The 17240-nt window shown below is 62.5% G+C and carries 13 protein-coding genes; 6 read left to right on the top strand and 7 right to left on the bottom strand.

Annotated elements, in window-relative coordinates; all coding sequences use genetic code 11:
• Positions 1-80 precede the first annotated feature (80 nt).
• A complete protein-coding gene (locus FGL91_RS08065; protein ID WP_153243571.1) occupies positions 81-1481 on the bottom strand; it encodes an FAD-dependent oxidoreductase in 1401 nt (466 codons plus the stop codon).
• A gap of 11 nt (positions 1482-1492) precedes the next feature.
• Positions 1493-2254, bottom strand: coding sequence for an MIP/aquaporin family protein (locus tag FGL91_RS08060; RefSeq protein ID WP_153243570.1), 762 nt, complete (start codon positions 2252-2254; stop codon positions 1493-1495).
• Between the two features lie 48 nt (positions 2255-2302).
• On the opposite strand from FGL91_RS08060, the gene FGL91_RS08055 reads away from it, so the two are divergent.
• The gene (locus tag FGL91_RS08055; protein ID WP_046747248.1) at positions 2303-2977 is read left to right on the top strand and encodes a helix-turn-helix domain-containing protein; all 675 of its coding nucleotides are present in this window, start codon (positions 2303-2305) and stop codon (positions 2975-2977) included.
• 21 nt (positions 2978-2998) lie between these two features.
• Complete coding sequence (locus tag FGL91_RS08050) at positions 2999-3397, top strand: low molecular weight phosphatase family protein (protein ID WP_062635603.1); 399 nt, start codon at positions 2999-3001, stop codon at positions 3395-3397.
• Between the two features lie 491 nt (positions 3398-3888).
• Here the strand turns inward: FGL91_RS08050 and FGL91_RS08045 are convergent, their stop codons facing one another.
• Both FGL91_RS08045 and FGL91_RS08040 read right to left on the bottom strand, forming a co-directional pair.
• The gene (locus FGL91_RS08045; RefSeq protein WP_045264191.1) at positions 3889-5187 is read right to left on the bottom strand and encodes a nucleotide-binding domain-containing protein; all 1299 of its coding nucleotides are present in this window, start codon (positions 5185-5187) and stop codon (positions 3889-3891) included.
• The gene (locus FGL91_RS08040; RefSeq protein ID WP_197073244.1) at positions 5187-5741 is read right to left on the bottom strand and encodes an SLATT domain-containing protein; all 555 of its coding nucleotides are present in this window, start codon (positions 5739-5741) and stop codon (positions 5187-5189) included. Before FGL91_RS08040 ends, FGL91_RS08045 begins: the two co-directional genes overlap by 1 nt.
• Before the next feature lie 365 nt (positions 5742-6106).
• Here FGL91_RS08040 and FGL91_RS08035 point away from each other — a divergent pair, with 365 nt between their 5' ends.
• Together FGL91_RS08035 and FGL91_RS08030 are read left to right on the top strand one after the other, a co-directional pair.
• Entirely contained in the window at positions 6107-6979 is an 873-nt protein-coding gene (locus FGL91_RS08035) for an HNH endonuclease (protein WP_153243569.1), read from the top strand.
• Positions 6979-8604, top strand: coding sequence for a hypothetical protein (locus FGL91_RS08030; protein WP_153243568.1), 1626 nt, complete (start codon positions 6979-6981; stop codon positions 8602-8604). Before FGL91_RS08035 ends, FGL91_RS08030 begins: the two co-directional genes overlap by 1 nt.
• 402 nt (positions 8605-9006) lie before the next feature.
• On the opposite strand, the gene FGL91_RS08025 is transcribed toward FGL91_RS08030, so the two are convergent.
• Complete coding sequence (locus FGL91_RS08025) at positions 9007-9876, bottom strand: hypothetical protein (RefSeq protein WP_153243567.1); 870 nt, start codon at positions 9874-9876, stop codon at positions 9007-9009.
• Positions 9877-10115: 239 nt separating this feature from the next.
• Between FGL91_RS08025 and FGL91_RS08020 the strand changes: the two genes are divergently transcribed.
• The gene (locus FGL91_RS08020) at positions 10116-12911 is read left to right on the top strand and encodes an NACHT domain-containing protein (protein ID WP_046746359.1); all 2796 of its coding nucleotides are present in this window, start codon (positions 10116-10118) and stop codon (positions 12909-12911) included.
• A 184-nt stretch (positions 12912-13095) separates the two neighbouring features.
• On the opposite strand, the gene FGL91_RS08015 is transcribed toward FGL91_RS08020, so the two are convergent.
• Positions 13096-15816 carry an ATP-dependent DNA helicase gene (locus FGL91_RS08015; protein ID WP_062635597.1) on the bottom strand — a complete coding sequence of 907 codons (2721 nt, stop codon included), beginning with the start codon at positions 15814-15816 and terminating at the stop codon, positions 13096-13098.
• A 476-nt stretch (positions 15817-16292) separates the two neighbouring features.
• On the opposite strand from FGL91_RS08015, the gene FGL91_RS08010 reads away from it, so the two are divergent.
• Positions 16293-16769 (top strand): HAD domain-containing protein, encoded by a 477-nt coding sequence (locus FGL91_RS08010; protein ID WP_045264198.1) that lies wholly within the window; start codon positions 16293-16295, stop codon positions 16767-16769.
• A gap of 23 nt (positions 16770-16792) precedes the next feature.
• On the opposite strand, the gene FGL91_RS08005 is transcribed toward FGL91_RS08010, so the two are convergent.
• A complete protein-coding gene (locus FGL91_RS08005; RefSeq protein WP_045264199.1) occupies positions 16793-17170 on the bottom strand; it encodes a hypothetical protein in 378 nt (125 codons plus the stop codon).
• Between the last annotated feature and the right edge of the window lie 70 nt (positions 17171-17240).

The following is a 17240-nucleotide window of genomic DNA, read 5'->3' as shown; positions in this document are numbered from 1 at the left end:
ATCGCGATCGTCGAAAGAGGACTCGAGTAAGGCTTCCAGCGTCGTTGGTGGGCCCGGAGTATCCCCACGTCAGAGCGATCCTAAGCAGCAGGCTGTCGCAGCGCAGATGCCGACCGGCGCGTTTCCCGCTCCCACGCCTGGGTTGCGACCTGCACGGCGTCCCACGGTGAGCCGAGCGGGGGCGTGTACGACAGGTCGAGGTCACTCATCGCCGCGACAGTCATGCCGTGGTGCAGAGCCGTGGCGTAGGTGTCGACGCGCTTGGAGATTTCGGCACCGCGGGTGCCGACGAGCTGCGCGCCGAGCAGACGGCCGTCGTTGGTGTCTCCGGTGATGCGGATGCTGATGGGCGTGGCGCCCGGGTAGTACCGCTTGTGGTCGTCCGCGATCGCGGTGTGACTGTGCGGGGCGAAGCTGGCGGCTGTGGCTTCGTGGTCGCGGAGCCCCGTGCGTGCGGCCACGACGTCGAAGACCTTCACGACCTGCGTGCCGAGGCTCCCAGCGAATCGGGTGTCGCCGCCGATCGCGTTCTCCCCTGCGACGCGCCCTTGCTTATGCGCCGTGGTGCCGAGAGGAAGGTATGTGACGCCGAGCAGGCGGTGATGGGTGACCACCCCGTCGCCGGCCGCCCACACGTTCGGCAGGCCGGTGCGCATCTGTTCGTCGACGACGACAGCGCCGCCCGCTCCCGTGGTTGCGCCGGCTGCGGTGAGGAGGCTGGTGTTGGGTCGCACGCCGACGACGACGAGGACCACGTCAGCGGTGCGGGAGAATGCTTCGCCGTCACGGGTGCCGGTGACGGCGATCCGTCCGGCTTCACAGGCGACGGCTTCGACGCGCGTGCCGGTGAGGACGTCGACGCCGTGTCGGGTGAGTTCGTCGTGGACGAGGGAGCCGAGTTCGGGATCGAGGGTGGAGAGGACTTCGGGGCCGCGCTGCAGCTGGGTGACCTGGAGGCCCCGCACGGTGAGCGCTTCGGCCATTTCGAGGCCGACGTAGCCGGCTCCGACGATGATTGCCGTCTCGGGCTGATGGTCGTCGAGGTACTTCTCGAGCGCGAAGGTGTCGCCCATCGAGTGCAGCAGGTGCACGCCGTCGTCGGGGCCGAGCTGGTCGAGGCCTGCGATGCCGGCGATTGACGGGGATGCTCCGGTGCCGACCATGAGTTCGTCGTACGCGATGGTCGATTCGCTGCCGTGCGCGTCGCGGACCGTGAGTCGTCGGCTGTCGACGTCGATACCCGTGGCGAGGGTGTCCAGACGGAGGTTCATGCCGGTGGCTTCGAGATCCGCGTGGGTGCGGTGGGCGAGCGACTGCCAGGGCTGCACCTCGCGGGAGAAGTAGTACGGGATGCCGCAGATCGAGAAGTTCGGATACGCATCGGCTACCACGACGGTGACGTCGACGGACGGGTCGAGTTCGCGGGCCCGGAGGGCGGTGGAGATTCCGGCGTCGCTTCCGCCGATCGCTACAAGATGCATGAGGGTGCCTTTCAGGGCTGGGTTTCGAGTTGCTGAGGGACCACGACGTCGCCGGCCGTGCGGGAGGCGGTCGGGTAGAGGGCGAGCAGCACAGCGAGGCCGATCGCAGCCCCGACGAGCTGTGCAGCGATGAACGGCGCGACAGAGGCGGGCGCAATGCCGGCAAAGGTGTCGGTGAACATGCGGGCGATCGTCACCGCGGGATTCGCGAACGACGTAGAGCTTGTGAACCAGTACGCGGCGCCGATGTACGCGCCGACCGCGGCCGCCGTGGCAGATCCCTTGCCCGTGCGCGCGAGCGCGAAGATCAACAGCACCAGTCCCGCCGTGGCGACCACCTCCCCGACCAGGTGTCCACCGGTCGCGCGGTCGTTCGATGAGAGCGCGGGGGCCGCGTCGAACATCACTCCCGCCAAGAACGTTCCGGTGATACCGCCGAGAACTTGCGCGAGCACGTACGGGGCGAGGTCGCGCAGCGGGAGTCCCGTCCGGGCGCGGCGTCCGAGCAGCCAATCCGCGATCGACACCACGGGGTTGAAGTGCGCACCGGACACGGGGCCCAGCATGAGGATCAGGACCGTCAGACCGAGCGCGGTGGTCAGGCTGTTCTCCAGCAGTTGGAGGCCGACGTCATCCGGCGAGAGGCGCTGCGCCGCGATGCCGGAACCCACAACGATCGTGACGAGCAGGCCAGTTCCAAGGAACTCGGCAGCAGCTCGGCGCAGCAGGTGAGGTCGCGCGGGCTCGGACTGGGAGCGGGTAGCAATGTTCATGTCGGCTTATCTTGACCCGAGAGGTGTAGTTCAGTCAAGATTGAAACAATGAACACTGAACGAACTGATCAGGTGGAGGCGCGCGCGGCGAAGCACGCTGCGCTGGGTGACCCATCTCGCCTGCGGATCGTCGACCGTCTCACGCTGGGCGACCTCTCCCCCACCGAAATCGGGGTGGCGTTGGGTCTTCCCTCCAACCTCGTCACACACCATCTGAATGTGCTGGAGTCCGTGGGGATGGTCTCGCGTTCGCGCTCGGAGGCTGACAAACGGCGCAGCTATGTTCACCTGACCGAAACCGCGCTTCGCGGGCTCACTCCCGGCCGAGTGGAGCGCGCGGATCGCGTCGTGTTCGTCTGTACGGCGAACTCCGCCCGGTCGCAGCTTGCTGCGGCATTGTGGTCTACCCGCAGCAGCATCCCGGCGTCATCGGGAGGAACGCACCCGGCCGAGCGGATAGATCCGGGAGCGGTTGCCACAGCCGAGCGCCACGCCCTCGCGCTGCCAACGGAATCACCGCGCGCCCTGACTTCGGTCCTGACCGATTCGGATTTCGTGGTGACGGTGTGCGATAACGCTCACGAAGAACTCGGCGTCTCCGGGCACCTGCACTGGTCGATTCCCGACCCGGTGCGGATCGGCACCGATGACGCTTTCGATACCGCCTTTGACGAGCTGGAGCGCCGCATCGCGGAACTCGCTCCCCGTCTCGCCGCCAGCTGAACCCAACCCGGAAGAGACCCCGTGACTGACGCTCCCCCAACCGTCCTTTTCATCTGCCAGCACAACGCCGGCCGCTCACAGCTCGGCGCAGCGCTCCTAGAGCACCTGGCCGGCGACCGGTTCACCGCGACGTCGGCGGGCCTCTCCCCCGCCGACGAAGTAAACCCGGCCGTGGCCGCCACCGTCGCAGAACTCGGAATGAACATCACCGATCGTGTGCCGCGCGCCGTCACCGTCGACGACCTGGACGCCGCCGACATCGTGGTCCTGATGAAGCCCGGACTCACCCTGCCGGCGACGCCTCGCGGGGAACTCCTGGAATGGTCGTTCCCCAACCCGGCGTCCTGGGACGCCGAAGCAGTGCGCCCGCTGCGCCAAGCCGTATCCGAAAAGATCCAGAGCTCACTTCTCAACCGTTGAGCTGACTGGAGCGGAGCGCCAGAGGTCAGCGAATACGCCTGCCAAAACCCTCTGACGGCTCACGTTTCTGGACCCCATTCAGCGGCTGTACGAGTCATCCCGCCGTACACGATCATTCTCGGCGGGGTCGGTAGCTTCGCCGCCGATCGGTGCTGCGACAGGTTTCATGAGAATCCGCCACCTTCCATGAGAACTGCGACAACATTCGTGAGAAAGTGACGACTTTCGTGAGAAACGACAGGCCTGTCGAAATCTGCTTGATGTCCGATCTCACGAGAGTTGTCGTGAGATCGGATCGCGATCCCGCGAGTTTCCGGGACAGCTGTAGCCGGCACATGGAGCGACTTGCCTCATGACGCTTATCAAAATTCCGACGACGAGAATGATCGACCAAGCTGACTTGCTCGAGAGGCGTTGGAGCCAGTCACCTGTGGCAGGGTGGATCGCCGCAGGGCCGCGGGCATGGGCACCCACTGCACCAGGGGCGCGGTCTAGGAAGACTCTGCTGCGATCGGGATGTCGATATGCCCGCGAGCCACGACGACGTTGCGCTGGATGACGTAGCACTCCACGTAATGATTCCCTCGGAAGGAGGTCACTTCGCGGCGCTCGGTGCCGTGGGTCGGACGGATGATCTCACCGCGTACGTGATCCCGCCGCTCAGCTTCGGCTCCTCGGTTCAGTACCTTCCAACGCACCTCATATGATCCCGGCACGTCGATGTTGTCGATCGCGAACGTAAGTTGTTTCTTTGCGGGCAGTAGCGAGAACAGGTTGAGAAATGAGTTCAGCGAGGTAGGACGGAATCCGTCCTGGGTCACGGTACAGCTGATCTCGACCGAAAAACGGATGTCCACGGGATGGGTGTCCTCGATGAACTCCTCCGTGTCGTTGAACGATCTGGCTGCAAGCGCATTCTCCCCTCCAGCCACTACTGCTGGGACGGACTTTCCGAATACTGCTCTCCACTTCTTGTACTCGTTCTTCTGACCAGCAGCGTCGACCGCCTCGGTGCAAAGCTCAGCGCCGGACGCAGCCTTCTTCTGGAAGCGCTTCTTGACTCGAACGCGCTGACGGCTTCCAAGCGCCAGATAGAAATCGTGGTCCACCTGGTCCGCGAGGTACAGAAGGAAGTCGCGCATCATCTCGCCGTAGGATTCGGACGTGCCAGAGCGATGTTCCGTCGTAGACGTTAGGAAATTGTACGCAAGGGTGTCTACGAGCAGCCCGCCCATCACGACTCCTTGCTTGTTGCGCCATGCTCGAGCGAGCTTGCACAAGCGTCGCAGATTGCCACTAGTAGCTGAGTCTTCCTCGCTGATTGCGGAGATCTCATCGCGAGGCTTCGTCATCTTCCACGAGTCGCTGTAAGTGTCCGGGTAGTCGAAGGACCCGTCCTCGTTTTCGAACACGGGCTGCACCTCGAAAGTGAAGTTCGAGAACTCCACTACGACGACCAGCCTGTCGACCCCGACAGTCGTCGTCGGATACCGCTTCTGGATCGCAGCGCGGGCGCGCCGCAGCGCTTTGAGCGGCCCGCCTTCCTCCTCGTATGAGGCGCGCAGACTGGACGGCAATATGTACAGGAGGTCAAGGTCCGATATACCTTTGATCGCTGTCCAACGACCGTAGGAACCGACCATCAGCTTGTTCGCCGTGGAGCCGGTCAAGCTGCGGAACTCGCTGTTCAGAGCTTTCGTTACTTCGTCCCGCCGGTCGGCGATGCTCTCAGCAGTGTTGACCCTGAGATTGGTGAGGAGACCATCGAAGATGTCACCGGTTTGCGACATCAGTGCTCCCAATCCTCTCGAAGCGCCTCCGGCAGCATCAAATCGATCTCCTGCGTGCTGAGAGTGAGATCTTCCTTGTCCTTCAGGCCGGATTGAGCCATGGCATACGCCTGCGGTGTCGTTCGCGGGGCGTCCTTCAGCACGGCCTGAGCCGCCTTCTGCAGCTCGTCTCGTTTCTGCCGCGCCTGGTCGAGCGGCAGAGACTCGGACTTCAGGTCCACAATCAGCGACAGATACGACTCCCGCAAGTTCCATAGCAAAGCCGCGGTGTCGCGGTGCTGCTGCATCTCCTCGCCGTATCGGAATGTCCGGTCACCCAGGCTTGCCGCCGTGACTAGCACGGCGATGAAGGAGGTAGCTAGCGATGCCCACTGCGGGTCCAGCAGCAGCCCGAAGAGTGACGCTAGGAACGTCCCCGATCCGACCGCCGTGAGAACGAACTTCCAGACTCTTTGCCTCCGCGAGGACATCGCGCAGATGTCAGCTTGCTTCTCATGGGTCTTCTGCGTGTACGCGATGCGCCCATATAGCTCTCTCACCTGGTTGAGAAGCAAGTCACGACCCGCCTCTGACGGTTCTGTCTCTCGTCGATGCATCTTTCCCCCAGCCCACGGCGACAGTCCGCCGCAAGTGCATGCTAGCGGCGGACACCGACACGGCCCGTTTCGAAGGCGAACCAATGGGCGTAGCTCGGCCGGAACGTTGGGGACGAAGTCCCGCGCAGGCTACGACTCTTTCCGTTCACCCCAGAGAGAAACGACTCTGCATGCCCCGGAATTTACATCCGGCTCACAAGCGCGGTCCGTCATGAAGCCTGAGCGAATTCACCGATAGAGGCGACGCAGTCGCGCTACTTCCTCGATTTAGAGAGCTAGCGGACATTCCCGCAACGTCGAGGACGACGAGTACAGTCTGACCCGTGAGCGATTCGTCTGGCCAGCCTCGTGTACGCGGTGTGATTGAAAGCGTCAATGGGCGTGCGAATGGTCGCGGCATCCCTGAGCTCAGCCAGGCCGTTCTTCGTCTGGAGGATGGGTCGACGCTCGAGGTGCGTATGCCGCGGCCATTGGGAACAGAGCGGTATTTTCAGGCGCTCCCTGTCGCGTTCGATTTTGTCGACTTTGGTGTTTGCCCGATCTGCTTCGCGCCGGAGCCGCGAAGCCGAGAGCATGTGCCGCCCCACTCAGTTGGCGGGAGCGTGATCACGATGACCTGTGAAAATTGCAACAACGAGTTCGGCAGCAAGTACGAGCCGCACCTGCGCAATTGGTATGAGAACGCGATCGGGAAGGTACGACTCTCGGGCAAGACCGTTCCCGGCCGCCGCAGCGTTGGCGAGTACCTACTACGCGAGAACGCATCCGGCGGGTTTGTTCTCTTCCAACACGGCAAACACGACCCGGCGGTCTCTCAGATCTTGGGAGAACAGGAGTTCGAGATGAGCTACGAGATTGTCGACGCAACCCGTTCGCACATCGCAGCGGTCAAGACTGCATATTTGGCCGGATGCGTTGCGCTGCACGCGATCCCGCGGACGCCCCGCGCTGATGCGTTGAGAGCTGAGCTCCTCGTTGCCCGAGACGTGCCCCGTGACCAGAAGGCTGAGCTCGGCGACGTAGCGAGGTCCATCAAGGTCGCGCGTTCCGCACACGAACCGAGCCCTGGCGAGATCATCTTGATGGCAGCCTCGGATGAACTAACGGAATCGGCAATGGTGATCAGCTTCAATCGCGTCTTCGCCGTCGATTGGCCGTTCGACCCGATCACGGGATTCACAAGGCGTGTGGACTGATGGCGGCTCAGAACGATCGTCGCGGCCAGAAGAAGGTGGCACCGACGATCGAGCCCGCAAAGATCGTGGAACGCTTTGTTCTGCGTGCGCGACGGGTTGCCGCGCACTCACTCTCGCAGTCGAGGGACCGCCTCCAGGCGTTCGCCAACACCATGATCCGCGGCAACATCGATCTCGCGGGCCGCTTTACCGTCGTAGAGGACCTGCCCGATGAGGAGACCTTCGAGTCTCTCGTCGCTCGCCTGCGCCCGCTCACGGTCGAGTCGGAGCCGATCTTTTACAACCGGGTCCTCGACGCGATCACCGCATTGACTGCCGGGGCGGCATCAGCTTCCGATAGGCAGCGAATCACGGCCCTACGAGCAGCCTGGGGGTCTACGGAAATCCAGGGAACACAAGACCAGGGATACACCGTTCAGGCGGTCGGACCCGATCATGCGCCGACCAGCATCGTCTCGGATACGCAACTTGCGGCAGGCTGGCTCTACGCAGATCTCGTCCACGCGGACCCCCGCGGAGCGAAGGTGGCGGCGCTCGAGCATGATCTCAAGGAGCGCTACACCGCGGCGGTTCGCGTGTTCTCGCGCATCGCAATGCTCACACTCGACACATTGGACCTTGTTCGCGACCTGCAAGAACGATCGCTGATCATGTTGCCTGATGATGCATGGACGTCCGCGGTAAGCGTTCACGAGTCGGAGTCACCGATCGATGTGCGCGTGTTTTACGCCGACACCGGCACCGCGGTCCCTGATCTAGCGGAAGGCAGCGACCTGCCGACCGAATGGTCGCGCTTCACCGTCTCTGACCTGTTCCTGCAGGACCCCGCCAATCAGGTGTCCCTCACCCTTCAGACTGGCGACGAGCATACGAACCTCGAAGCCGCAGTCATGCACCGTCGCCCTGAAGAAGGCGGCGTCGAATGGGACATTTTCGTCGATGGGTGCCTCATCCTCACCTTCGCGTTCACATTCGAGAACGATCGGGCAGTCGCATGCACCCTCGCTGAGGAAAAGTACCTCGAACTCACAAACGCGCAAAAGCTTCGCTCCACACAGCTCGCACGGCGCCTGCACTCAGCAGATCGCGCGGTGTTCGACGTCCCCGGCGGAAACATCACCATCTCGATGGAGTACCTCAGCGCCGAAGAGGAACTCCAGATGCGCGTTATCGAGGAGGCGCTCAGTGATGTGATCGAGATCGAGAGGATCACGGGAAATGAGATCGGAGTCTGCAACGGACGCTTCACTAACCTGGAACGCGTCAGACTGCGGCAGACACGTCTGATCTGGGAAGGCAAAGTCGTCCATGCCCGCCTAAAGAGCGCGACCGTCACCTCACCATCGGGAAATCCACCGCAGGTCATCACCATCAAGGAGGGATCGATCGCGTTCGCCGGGCAACAGATCCCAACGCCCGCGACGCACCTCTGGCATCAGCAGCTCGAGGTGCATCCCACCACGGCGACCGACAGCCCCGGGCACCCGCGCGACTACATCATGAGTCCGCCGCAAGGCGAGCACCTTGTAGCGTGGGCCCCCACACGGTTAGTCCGCTCTGAAACCGAGCCAGTGCTCGCGTCGCCGTGGGATCTCACCGGAATCGATGAAAAGTCGTTCCCGTAGCACCGACGAGTTCGGCACAACGCAGTCGACGCGCCGAGCACGGACAGAGCACCGGCAGCCCATCAGTTCCGTCTCGGCCAGCAAGGCAGGCGCGATCCTCACCAGAACTTTCCTGCACGCGGGCTTCACCAACTACGCCATAGTGGCGGGCTGCAGATGGCGATCGACGCGAAACGCGCCTGTCTCACCTGGAGCCGCCTGCGGAGTTCGCGGTGCCCGCCGAGTGGGAACGCACCTATCGACCACTCGCCGTGAAGACCCCTGCAGCTGGCGAGATCCTCACGCTCACGTACACAGCTGCACCCCGCACTACCCTCCCCAATCAGAAGCGCCCGGGGCGAGGTGCCCGTGCGCAGCCATTGGCGTAGCGGTCAGCCTGCACTCTCGAAGGCCGCGAAGCCCCTAGAGCTTCCCAGCGAGGACCATCGCGCGCATCGCGATCTTGCCGGCATTCATGATCCCGTATCGGTCTTCGACCCGCGCGGCGAGCTCGTTCACGGATTCTCCTGCTTCCGCGGCACCGAGCACGCTGCCGAGCAGCACCGATTGATCGTAGACATCTCCGCCGGGGGCTAGGAACTGCGCCATCAGCTCTTCGGTGGGAGTGAGGGGTTTCCCGCGCAACGGAGTGCTCACCTTCCATCGAGCATCCAGGCGGTTCAGCGAGTACCACTTCGCTCTCGACCGGACGGAGCTCGGCGATAGTTTGACGCCACCTTTCCCCGACGTCACGGCTGCGCGAGCCCAGATATTTCCCCCCGCTCCTTGAGGCTTCTGGAAGGTCATGTCGCTGCGCGCGATGACGGCCATCGGCTGCAGCATCAGGGTAAAGACGCAGGAGTCATGGACCTCGAGCCGGATCCGGCTTTCGTCCTCTCCCCAGCTGCCGCCTACCAGCTGACCCGACACTCGCAAGTCCTCCGCACCCTTCGAGCTGAAGAGCAGCGCCGGGCTGAGTACCGTCACCGGGGTTCGGCCCTTGTTGATCACTGTGATGACAGCGACATCGAGTGCGGGACCGTCCAGTCTGTATGGCATCCGCCAGTCGATGGCATCGGGGTTCTCCATATCTGCCGGAGAGGCACGTACCATCCGGAGGCCATCGGTTCGGCCGAGCTCGAGCTGCACCTTCAGGATGCTGCCGCCCCATACCCACTCCCGGACAGCCCAGAAGAGTGCCACAGCCGCGACGACCAGGATCCCCACCTGCACCAGGTCGGCAAGAGGATTAGGGGCCGGCGCGACGCAGGCGAGGGCGGCTAGACAGATCACGTGGCCTCCTGGCGGTCACGTGATCTTACCGAGGCCGACGCTCTGCGCTTCTCCGGACATGTTCGGCACGGGTCACTCGTAAGGGAGGGCGCTTCGCACAATCTTCAACGCTCCTGCTCGAGCAGCCTCGGCGAGCACCCTGCCGTGAAACAGTGGCCCTGTTCGGTACATTGATGCGACCGACTGGATCTGTCACGTATTGAATCGTCTCGCCTCGAAAGACCACGAATGGAGCCCCCATGGCCCAGGACTACCCGCTCGAGGAACTCAGTCCGCGCGCTTTCGAACAAATGACGATCGCCGTGTGTGAGGAGGTGTTCGGTCCAGGGCTTGAAGCCTTCGGGGCGGGGCCGGACGGGGGGCGCGAGGCCACCTTTCGTGGGCTCATTCGGTGGGGCACCGAGCCTGACGATCCGAACGTGTGGGATGGGTACACGGTGATCCAAGCGAAACAGCGCGAGCATCACTCCGTCGATCCCGCTAACAACCTCTCTTGGCTTCTCAAGCAGATCGACGCGGAACTCGAGAAATGGCTGGACATGTCCAGCACCCGGGCTTCAGTCCCGGACCACCTCCTTTTCGTCACGAACGCCCGCATCTCGAGTGCGCCGGGCGCCGGCATCGACCGCCTCACCGCGCACCTTGCCAAATGGTTGGACAACCCCGCGTCCGGCGACCCGAGAGTCACCCTGCGAAAGCGCGGCCTTCGACAGATCCGGGTGTGGCACCGAGACAAAGTCAACTCTCTTCTCACCGCGCACGGATCCGTGCGCAACGGGTTCAGGGCTCTCCTCACCGTGGGTGACCTGCTCGAACGCCTCACTCAGATTTCCGACACCTTGAGGCCCGACGAGCTGCATCCCTTCTTACACACCCACGCGGGAGCGGCGCTGTCCGCCGAACGCTGGGTCCATTTTCAAGAAGCTGGCGGCAGCGACCGCGAGTCCGTCGAGCAGATCGTCATCGACCTGAAAACTACCGACGAAGACGCAACGGAGTCTACGGTCCTCTCCGAGATCTTCACCCGGTCAAGCGCTGTGCTGAAACCCATGATGGCCGATCGGGTGGAGCGCCCCCACGTCGTCATAACCGGACGAGCAGGAAGCGGCAAGAGCACCATCACGAAATTCGTCACGCAGGCATTTCGCTCACAATTTGCGGCAGAAGAGTCTCTGCCACCCACCGCTCGGCACGTCCGCGAAGCAACCGAGGCAGCATTCCGCGGCCTCGGGACGGATGGTCCTACCGGGCGGCGATGGCCCGTGCTCATCAGGCTCACGGATTTCGCTGCGGCCATCGGGCCGAGCGGCGACCTCATGCTGCTCCGATTCCTCGCCGACACGATCTCGCGCCGGGCCGACATCGACATCAAACCGAACGTCCTCAAACGGTGGCTCACCTCCTGGCCGTCGATCATCATCCTCGACGGGCTCGATGAAGTGACCGCGCTCGAGGTCCGCCCACGAGTGCTCGACGCGATCACCTACTTTGTGGAAGACCTCGAGAACAGCAACGCCGACCTCCTCTGCATCGTCACCACCCGCCCCTCCAGCGACGCGGAACGATTCATGCCCGAACGATTCCGTCAACTTAACCTCACCTCCCTCGATCGGGAAACAGCAGAACGCTACGGGCGCATGGTCACTCAACGGCGCCTCGCCGACGATCCGGACCGCCGAGACCCACTCCTCGCGTCCCTGGAACGTCAGTTCTCACTGAGCACGATGCAACGCCTCATGAAGACTCCGCTCCAGGTACTGATCATGACGATCATCCTGGAGCGAGTCGGAACACTGCCCTCGGACCGCTACCAGCTCTACTCCCAGTACTTCGACACGATGTACACGCGCGAAGCAGGAAAACCCACCACCCTGGCACCCCTCCTCGCGTCACAGAATCACGCCATCATCTATCTGCACGAAACGGTCGGCCGGGTCCTCCACATCAAGGCGGAAACTTCCGGAGGCGAAAAATCGGTGATGCCCCGCGGGCAGATGCGCGAGCTTCTCGACGCCCGACTCACCGAACTCGAACACGACACAGACCGCCTCCGAACCCAGATCGGGGACCGGATCATGCAAGCCGCAACCGAACGGCTCGTCCTCCTCGTGCCCGCCGAAGACGACGGGTTCGCCTTCGAAGTCCGCAGCCTTCAAGAACTCATGGCTGCTCGGTCACTCGTGAAAACCAACGACGCCAACCTTCGCACGCGGCTCATCGCCCTCGCCCCCAGCCCGCACTGGCGCGCAACCTGGGTGTTCATGGCCGGATACGTATTCTCCAACGGCACCGACGAACAACGAGAAATGATCGTCCACATCGTGGAGAACGTCGACATCGGCGAGACGTGGCCCGGCTGGTTGAGCCCGATCGGCCCCGAACTCGCCGCTGCCCTCCTCGACGATGGCCTCGCCACCCAGACACCTAAATGGCTGCGCCGACTCGTCCAAGTCGCCCTCCGAGCATTGACCGGCCCGGCACCACGCAACATGCAGGCGTTCGCGGACGGCCTCACCGCAGCAGCCAGCGCCGATTCCACCACACGAAGCCTCATTCGCAACACACTCATCCAGGCCCTATCCGGGACTCCACGAGCAAGTCACACCGCCCGGTTCCTCCTCGCGATGACCAAGCTCGACGCAGGGATCAGTCAGGCAGCGCTCCGGGACGCCACAGAACCGATCTTGTCGAGAACCTCCGAGACCTTCGACTGCCTCGGCACCGTCCTCGAAGACCACATCTCGTCGCTGCCAGAACCCGGCGACGCGGTCGTGGCCCTCAGACCCCTCCTCGATGCTTTGAACTTCTACCACGCACCACCGTTCGGCAGCGGCGAGGTCGGCGTGACCCTCGTGCACAACGACACCGTCACCGACAATTCGACCGCGCAACTGATCGACGACCCACACACCGCCGCACTCCTCGAAGTCCTCATCGCCTCTCTCCCCCTCGAGAGCTGGCGCGTCCCGCACGGGGTGTCTGTCATCTACGAACGCGGCGCCGGCCGCCGCCCCGTCTCCGACCAACTCGACTGACCGTCACGAAACTGCACGCGAACCCCAACCGCCGCGCGCGCCGCACACATGCACGGAGACGAGTGGAGATGAAGTCGGCCATTTCGGACTGTTCCCCACTTCGGCGACGCGGGTCGTGGTGCCGATCTTGCCGCTGGGCCTGACCAGACCCCGCTCAGCAGCCGGTGGCGACACCGACCGGAGACTAGGGACGCTTCTTCGACCCAATCGACTTGAGCCCGCGGCGTCCACGGAGTAGACCGAGGTCCCGTCCTTGGTGCGGTCGTTCGAGCCGGCTCAACACAGCGTGTTGGGTCTCTGGCGTCCAAAAGATCGTGAGGCGCTCTCGAGCTCGGGTAACCGCCGTGTAGAAGATGCTGTGTGAGAAGCGGTCCTCGTTGGCGTCGGTGATCACAACCTTCACGGAATCGTACTCGAGACCTTGCGCCTTGTGGATGGAAACCGCGTAGGCGACTTGGAACGGAACCGTCTTGCTATTGGACTCGTCCTCCTCGTCGGTACTCCCCTGCTCCGAAACGGAGAAACGGACCGTCGAGCCGCCGAGCCACTGCAATCCGGAGACTCGCGCGACATCAAATGCCGTGAGTATCCGATCTAACTCGATGTCAAACTGGATCTGACCGGGGAAGGTTTCGATTCCAACAATCGTTCCTTTGAGGTTGTTGTAGATGACTCCTCTGAATCGCGAGGTGTCCCCGAATAAGACGGGGTCGCCGATCTTGTACGTTGAGACGCCCCAAACGGTCGCTTCGCCAGGATTGCCGCTCTGGAGGAACCGGTTGATGTTGTTGATGCCGTATAGGCCGTCGTAGTTGAGGCACAGGATGATCTCTTGGTCATTGCGCGGTGCGAAGAGGGTCTCGTCGAGCACGGCTGAGTAGCCGTAGTGAGCCAGCAACTCTTCGATGTTCGGCTCGATGCCGCGCACGGCATCCCAGAACTTCAGTAGCTGGGCGCTCTTCGTGCGGTAGGGGCTGGTGAGCTCGAACACCGAGGAGTCCGGCAGGAACGCCGGAGCCAACGTGAACCAGTTGCCGAATTTTATTGATTCGATCTGGTAACTGTCCCCGACAAGAACAAGTAGTTCGAACGACGTCCGCCGTAGCACCTGGAGGAGATCGTCGTTGCTGACGATGCTGCACTCGTCAATGAACAGCACGTCAAATTCGGTGCCGGTGTCGTTCCAGAGGTGGCTCGCGATCGTTCGAAACGTGGAGTTCTGGGCACTGACGCGCCGCTCAAGGTTGTTCTTCGCCGGATTGGTGTGCGCCAGGAACAACTTCCTCTTGTCGTTGAAAAAGTGAGCGATGTGGTCGATCATCGTCGACTTTCCCGTGCCGGCTGCACCGTAGATCAAGGCGACCTGGGAACTCGCGAACAGTGCTTTGAGCGCTGCCTCTTTCACCGGATCATCCACGTTCACCGTCGGCGTCTCCTCAAGCCATCGCTCGACCGCCTCGGTATATCCGCCGATCCCAGATTTGGCGTGGGCCTGAAGTTCTTCGATGATCTCGACCGAGTCGTCTTCGTACTCCTGGACGAAGACGTGCTTCTTGTCGTGGACGAGGTCCCGCGCCGGGCGGTGCCCGTGCCAGAGCTTGCTGTTGAAGGTCGCGATCAAAGCGTCAATGTCGCCGAAGCGCTCAAGCTCCTCATCGGGTGTGTAGAGCATGCCGTGCTGCTCGACGTTGTTCTTTACACGACGAGCAAGCAGCTCGTGGACGCGGTCACGAGTGTCCAGACTTTCGACCAGGTCGGAGAACGTGACGTTGTGCTTTTTCGGCGAGGTGCAGAAGGGCATTGAATCGAATGGCTTGCATCCGCGATCCAGGTTGAGATTCGAAAGCAGGCTAGAGGTTTGAGAGCTGTACTGCTGCTTGAGGATCAGGTTATTCATCCTGAGCATGAGGTAGCGGATCATGTTGTGCCCGGGGCGATGGCGGGAAATCAGATCGCGGGCCCTCTCAAGCACGGGAAAGATCGCCGCCTTCTGGACGCGCCGCGTGGCATCCTCTCGTAGCCCCGCAAACCTAGTGTCAGGAAGCGCGACGACATCGAGGAGTCCAGTCTCCGTTCGAGTCAAATACTCCATAAGCACGCGGTACTCACTGGACCCTGACGATACCTTCGACGCCACTCCGAACAACCGAGCGAAGTTGTCGAACTCGCACGGACGAATCGAGACCTCCCAGTCCGTGATGATGGTGATCGGCATCGTCTGGCCGAGCACGTCGATGGCTTCGGAAACCACGGTAAGGTTCGCCGCGTACTTGTCCGTCATCTCGATGTCCGTGAAGGCAATGATTCGGTCGACCTTCTGCAAGTGATCAGTCGTCGCGCGGAAGACTACCTCGTAGAGAATCCGCCCCTTCGTGAAGATCGGCCGGATTCGATGGACGTAGTACCGGTTCCGAACACCTCCTGGTGTCGGATTGGCGCGGACGGCATCGATCCGGGCGGCGATCTTGCGGTGGTACTCGCGAAGTGAAGGATCGAGGTTGACCGGAAAATCCTCCAGATTATTGAGCGTCTCAATCTTGCAAGCTGCCCGCAGCAGCAGGCGTAGCCTGATGAGGTACTCGTAGTACTTGAGCATCAGCCGCTCGGAGGTGTCACCATCCATCGTGTAGTGCGACACGCTCTCCTGTAGCAATTTGTGGAAACGGTGCAGGAACTGAACGCGCTTCGGCGCTGACCCGATGGCGACCAGCGCCGCCTGAATCGCGTCGTAGTCGTAGTCAGCATCAGCACGGCCCGTGTGAAGGCGAACCGCTGCTCCCTCTACGAGATTTCGAAGGTGTGACAAAACCACGAGCGACATAAGTGCACGATCGCCTTTCAGCGCAGCGATGCTGTCACAGATGGCACGATCGGCGCTACGGATCTGATCATCGACTGTTCTCATCGCCGCCCCCTTGCAAGCCTCGTCGTGTCCAACCTGTGGCTCGTGCCAGAGCGCTGGGATGGATCGCTGTACGCTCAAAGTACCGCGCGTGGTTGCAGTACGTCACGAACTAGCCGAGTTCCGTCCAATCTTCAGCACGTACCTCGGCAGCCGAGCTACGCTCGAGCACTTCATAAATTGACGAGCCACCCCTACATCCGGCATGTACCCCACCGACCAAGCGCACGAGGCTCTCAACGCACGCGGCTTCTCCCACCCGAAGGAGACACTCCGGCGCATCACTCGGCACCCGGCGTCGCTGACCACTCACGCTTAGCCACTTCCACCTCAAACTCAAGGGGGTCGTAAGCTCGCGCTATGACGATCTCGGAGCCTTCGTCGGACACGTCAAGGCGGCTGCACGTCCAAACCCCCGAGCACTTACGGGGAGATGCCTGATCATGGATAGACGCTCGCATCAGCGCTCCGCACTGCTTGTGCTCGACGTCGATGGCACGATCTCCAGGATCCACCGCGAGGAAGAGCGCACGCTGCACCAGAACGCACAAGGCTGGCGCTCCTGGATGACGGTCGACGATGACCTCGTGGACGCGCTTGACGATCTCGCACTGCGAGCCGACGTGCAGTTCGCGTGGTTGACGACTTGGCCGCGCGATCAGGTCGGCTGGTTGATCCGCGAGCCGTTACGCGGCAAGCTCAATGGCCCTTACGTGCCCTGGCAAAACTGGCCAAAGAGTGGATGGCGGACGATGAGCCTCATCTCGCACATCCGGCAGACGGGCCCAGATGCGGTCGTGTGGGCAGACGATCGAGCTCCCGAGGACGCTGAGCAACGGCTAACCGCGATGACGGAGGTCCCATCGCTGGTCGTCCGCCCCGACAAGTTCGTGGGCCTCACCCTTGCCGATGTTGGGCAAATTGATCAGTTCCTAGACGAGCAGCTCGTAGTCTGAACGTCCGCCAGGCAGGGCGGCCCTCATTCGGATGCTTCCCCGGCCTTGGCACGAGCGTGAGACGCGCAGAGTGCCCACACCCACATTCGGATCGTGTAGGTCCTCGCCGGTGCCCCGCATTCTTCGCAGGTCCTCGTGCTCTCCCACTCAGCAGCAAGGATGGCGTCGCTGAACACTTCGTTGTAGTCGTAGACGTCGTCGGATGCACGAGCGTAAAAGCTGAGAGAGCCAAACTTTGATTTGATCTGCTGAACGACGTAGCCCGGAGCGATCGCCGCGAGCTTTCTGTCAAGCCGGTCGAGAAGCGGGTACCAGCCGGAGCTCACATCGATGAGCTCAGGCCAGCCAGGTTCGATGCGAGCAATGATCCGCCGAAGCCCCGGCGGAGCGTTCTCAGTCATATCGTCCCCTCCTGATCGACGTTCTCCGCTCTAGACGACTCGAACGGGCTAGTGGTGGCTCACGGGTACA

Source organism: Microbacterium sp. CBA3102 (assembly GCF_007954505.1).
Taxonomy (GTDB): domain Bacteria; phylum Actinomycetota; class Actinomycetes; order Actinomycetales; family Microbacteriaceae; genus Microbacterium; species Microbacterium aurugineum.
This window is presented reverse-complemented; position numbering and strand designations above follow the sequence as displayed.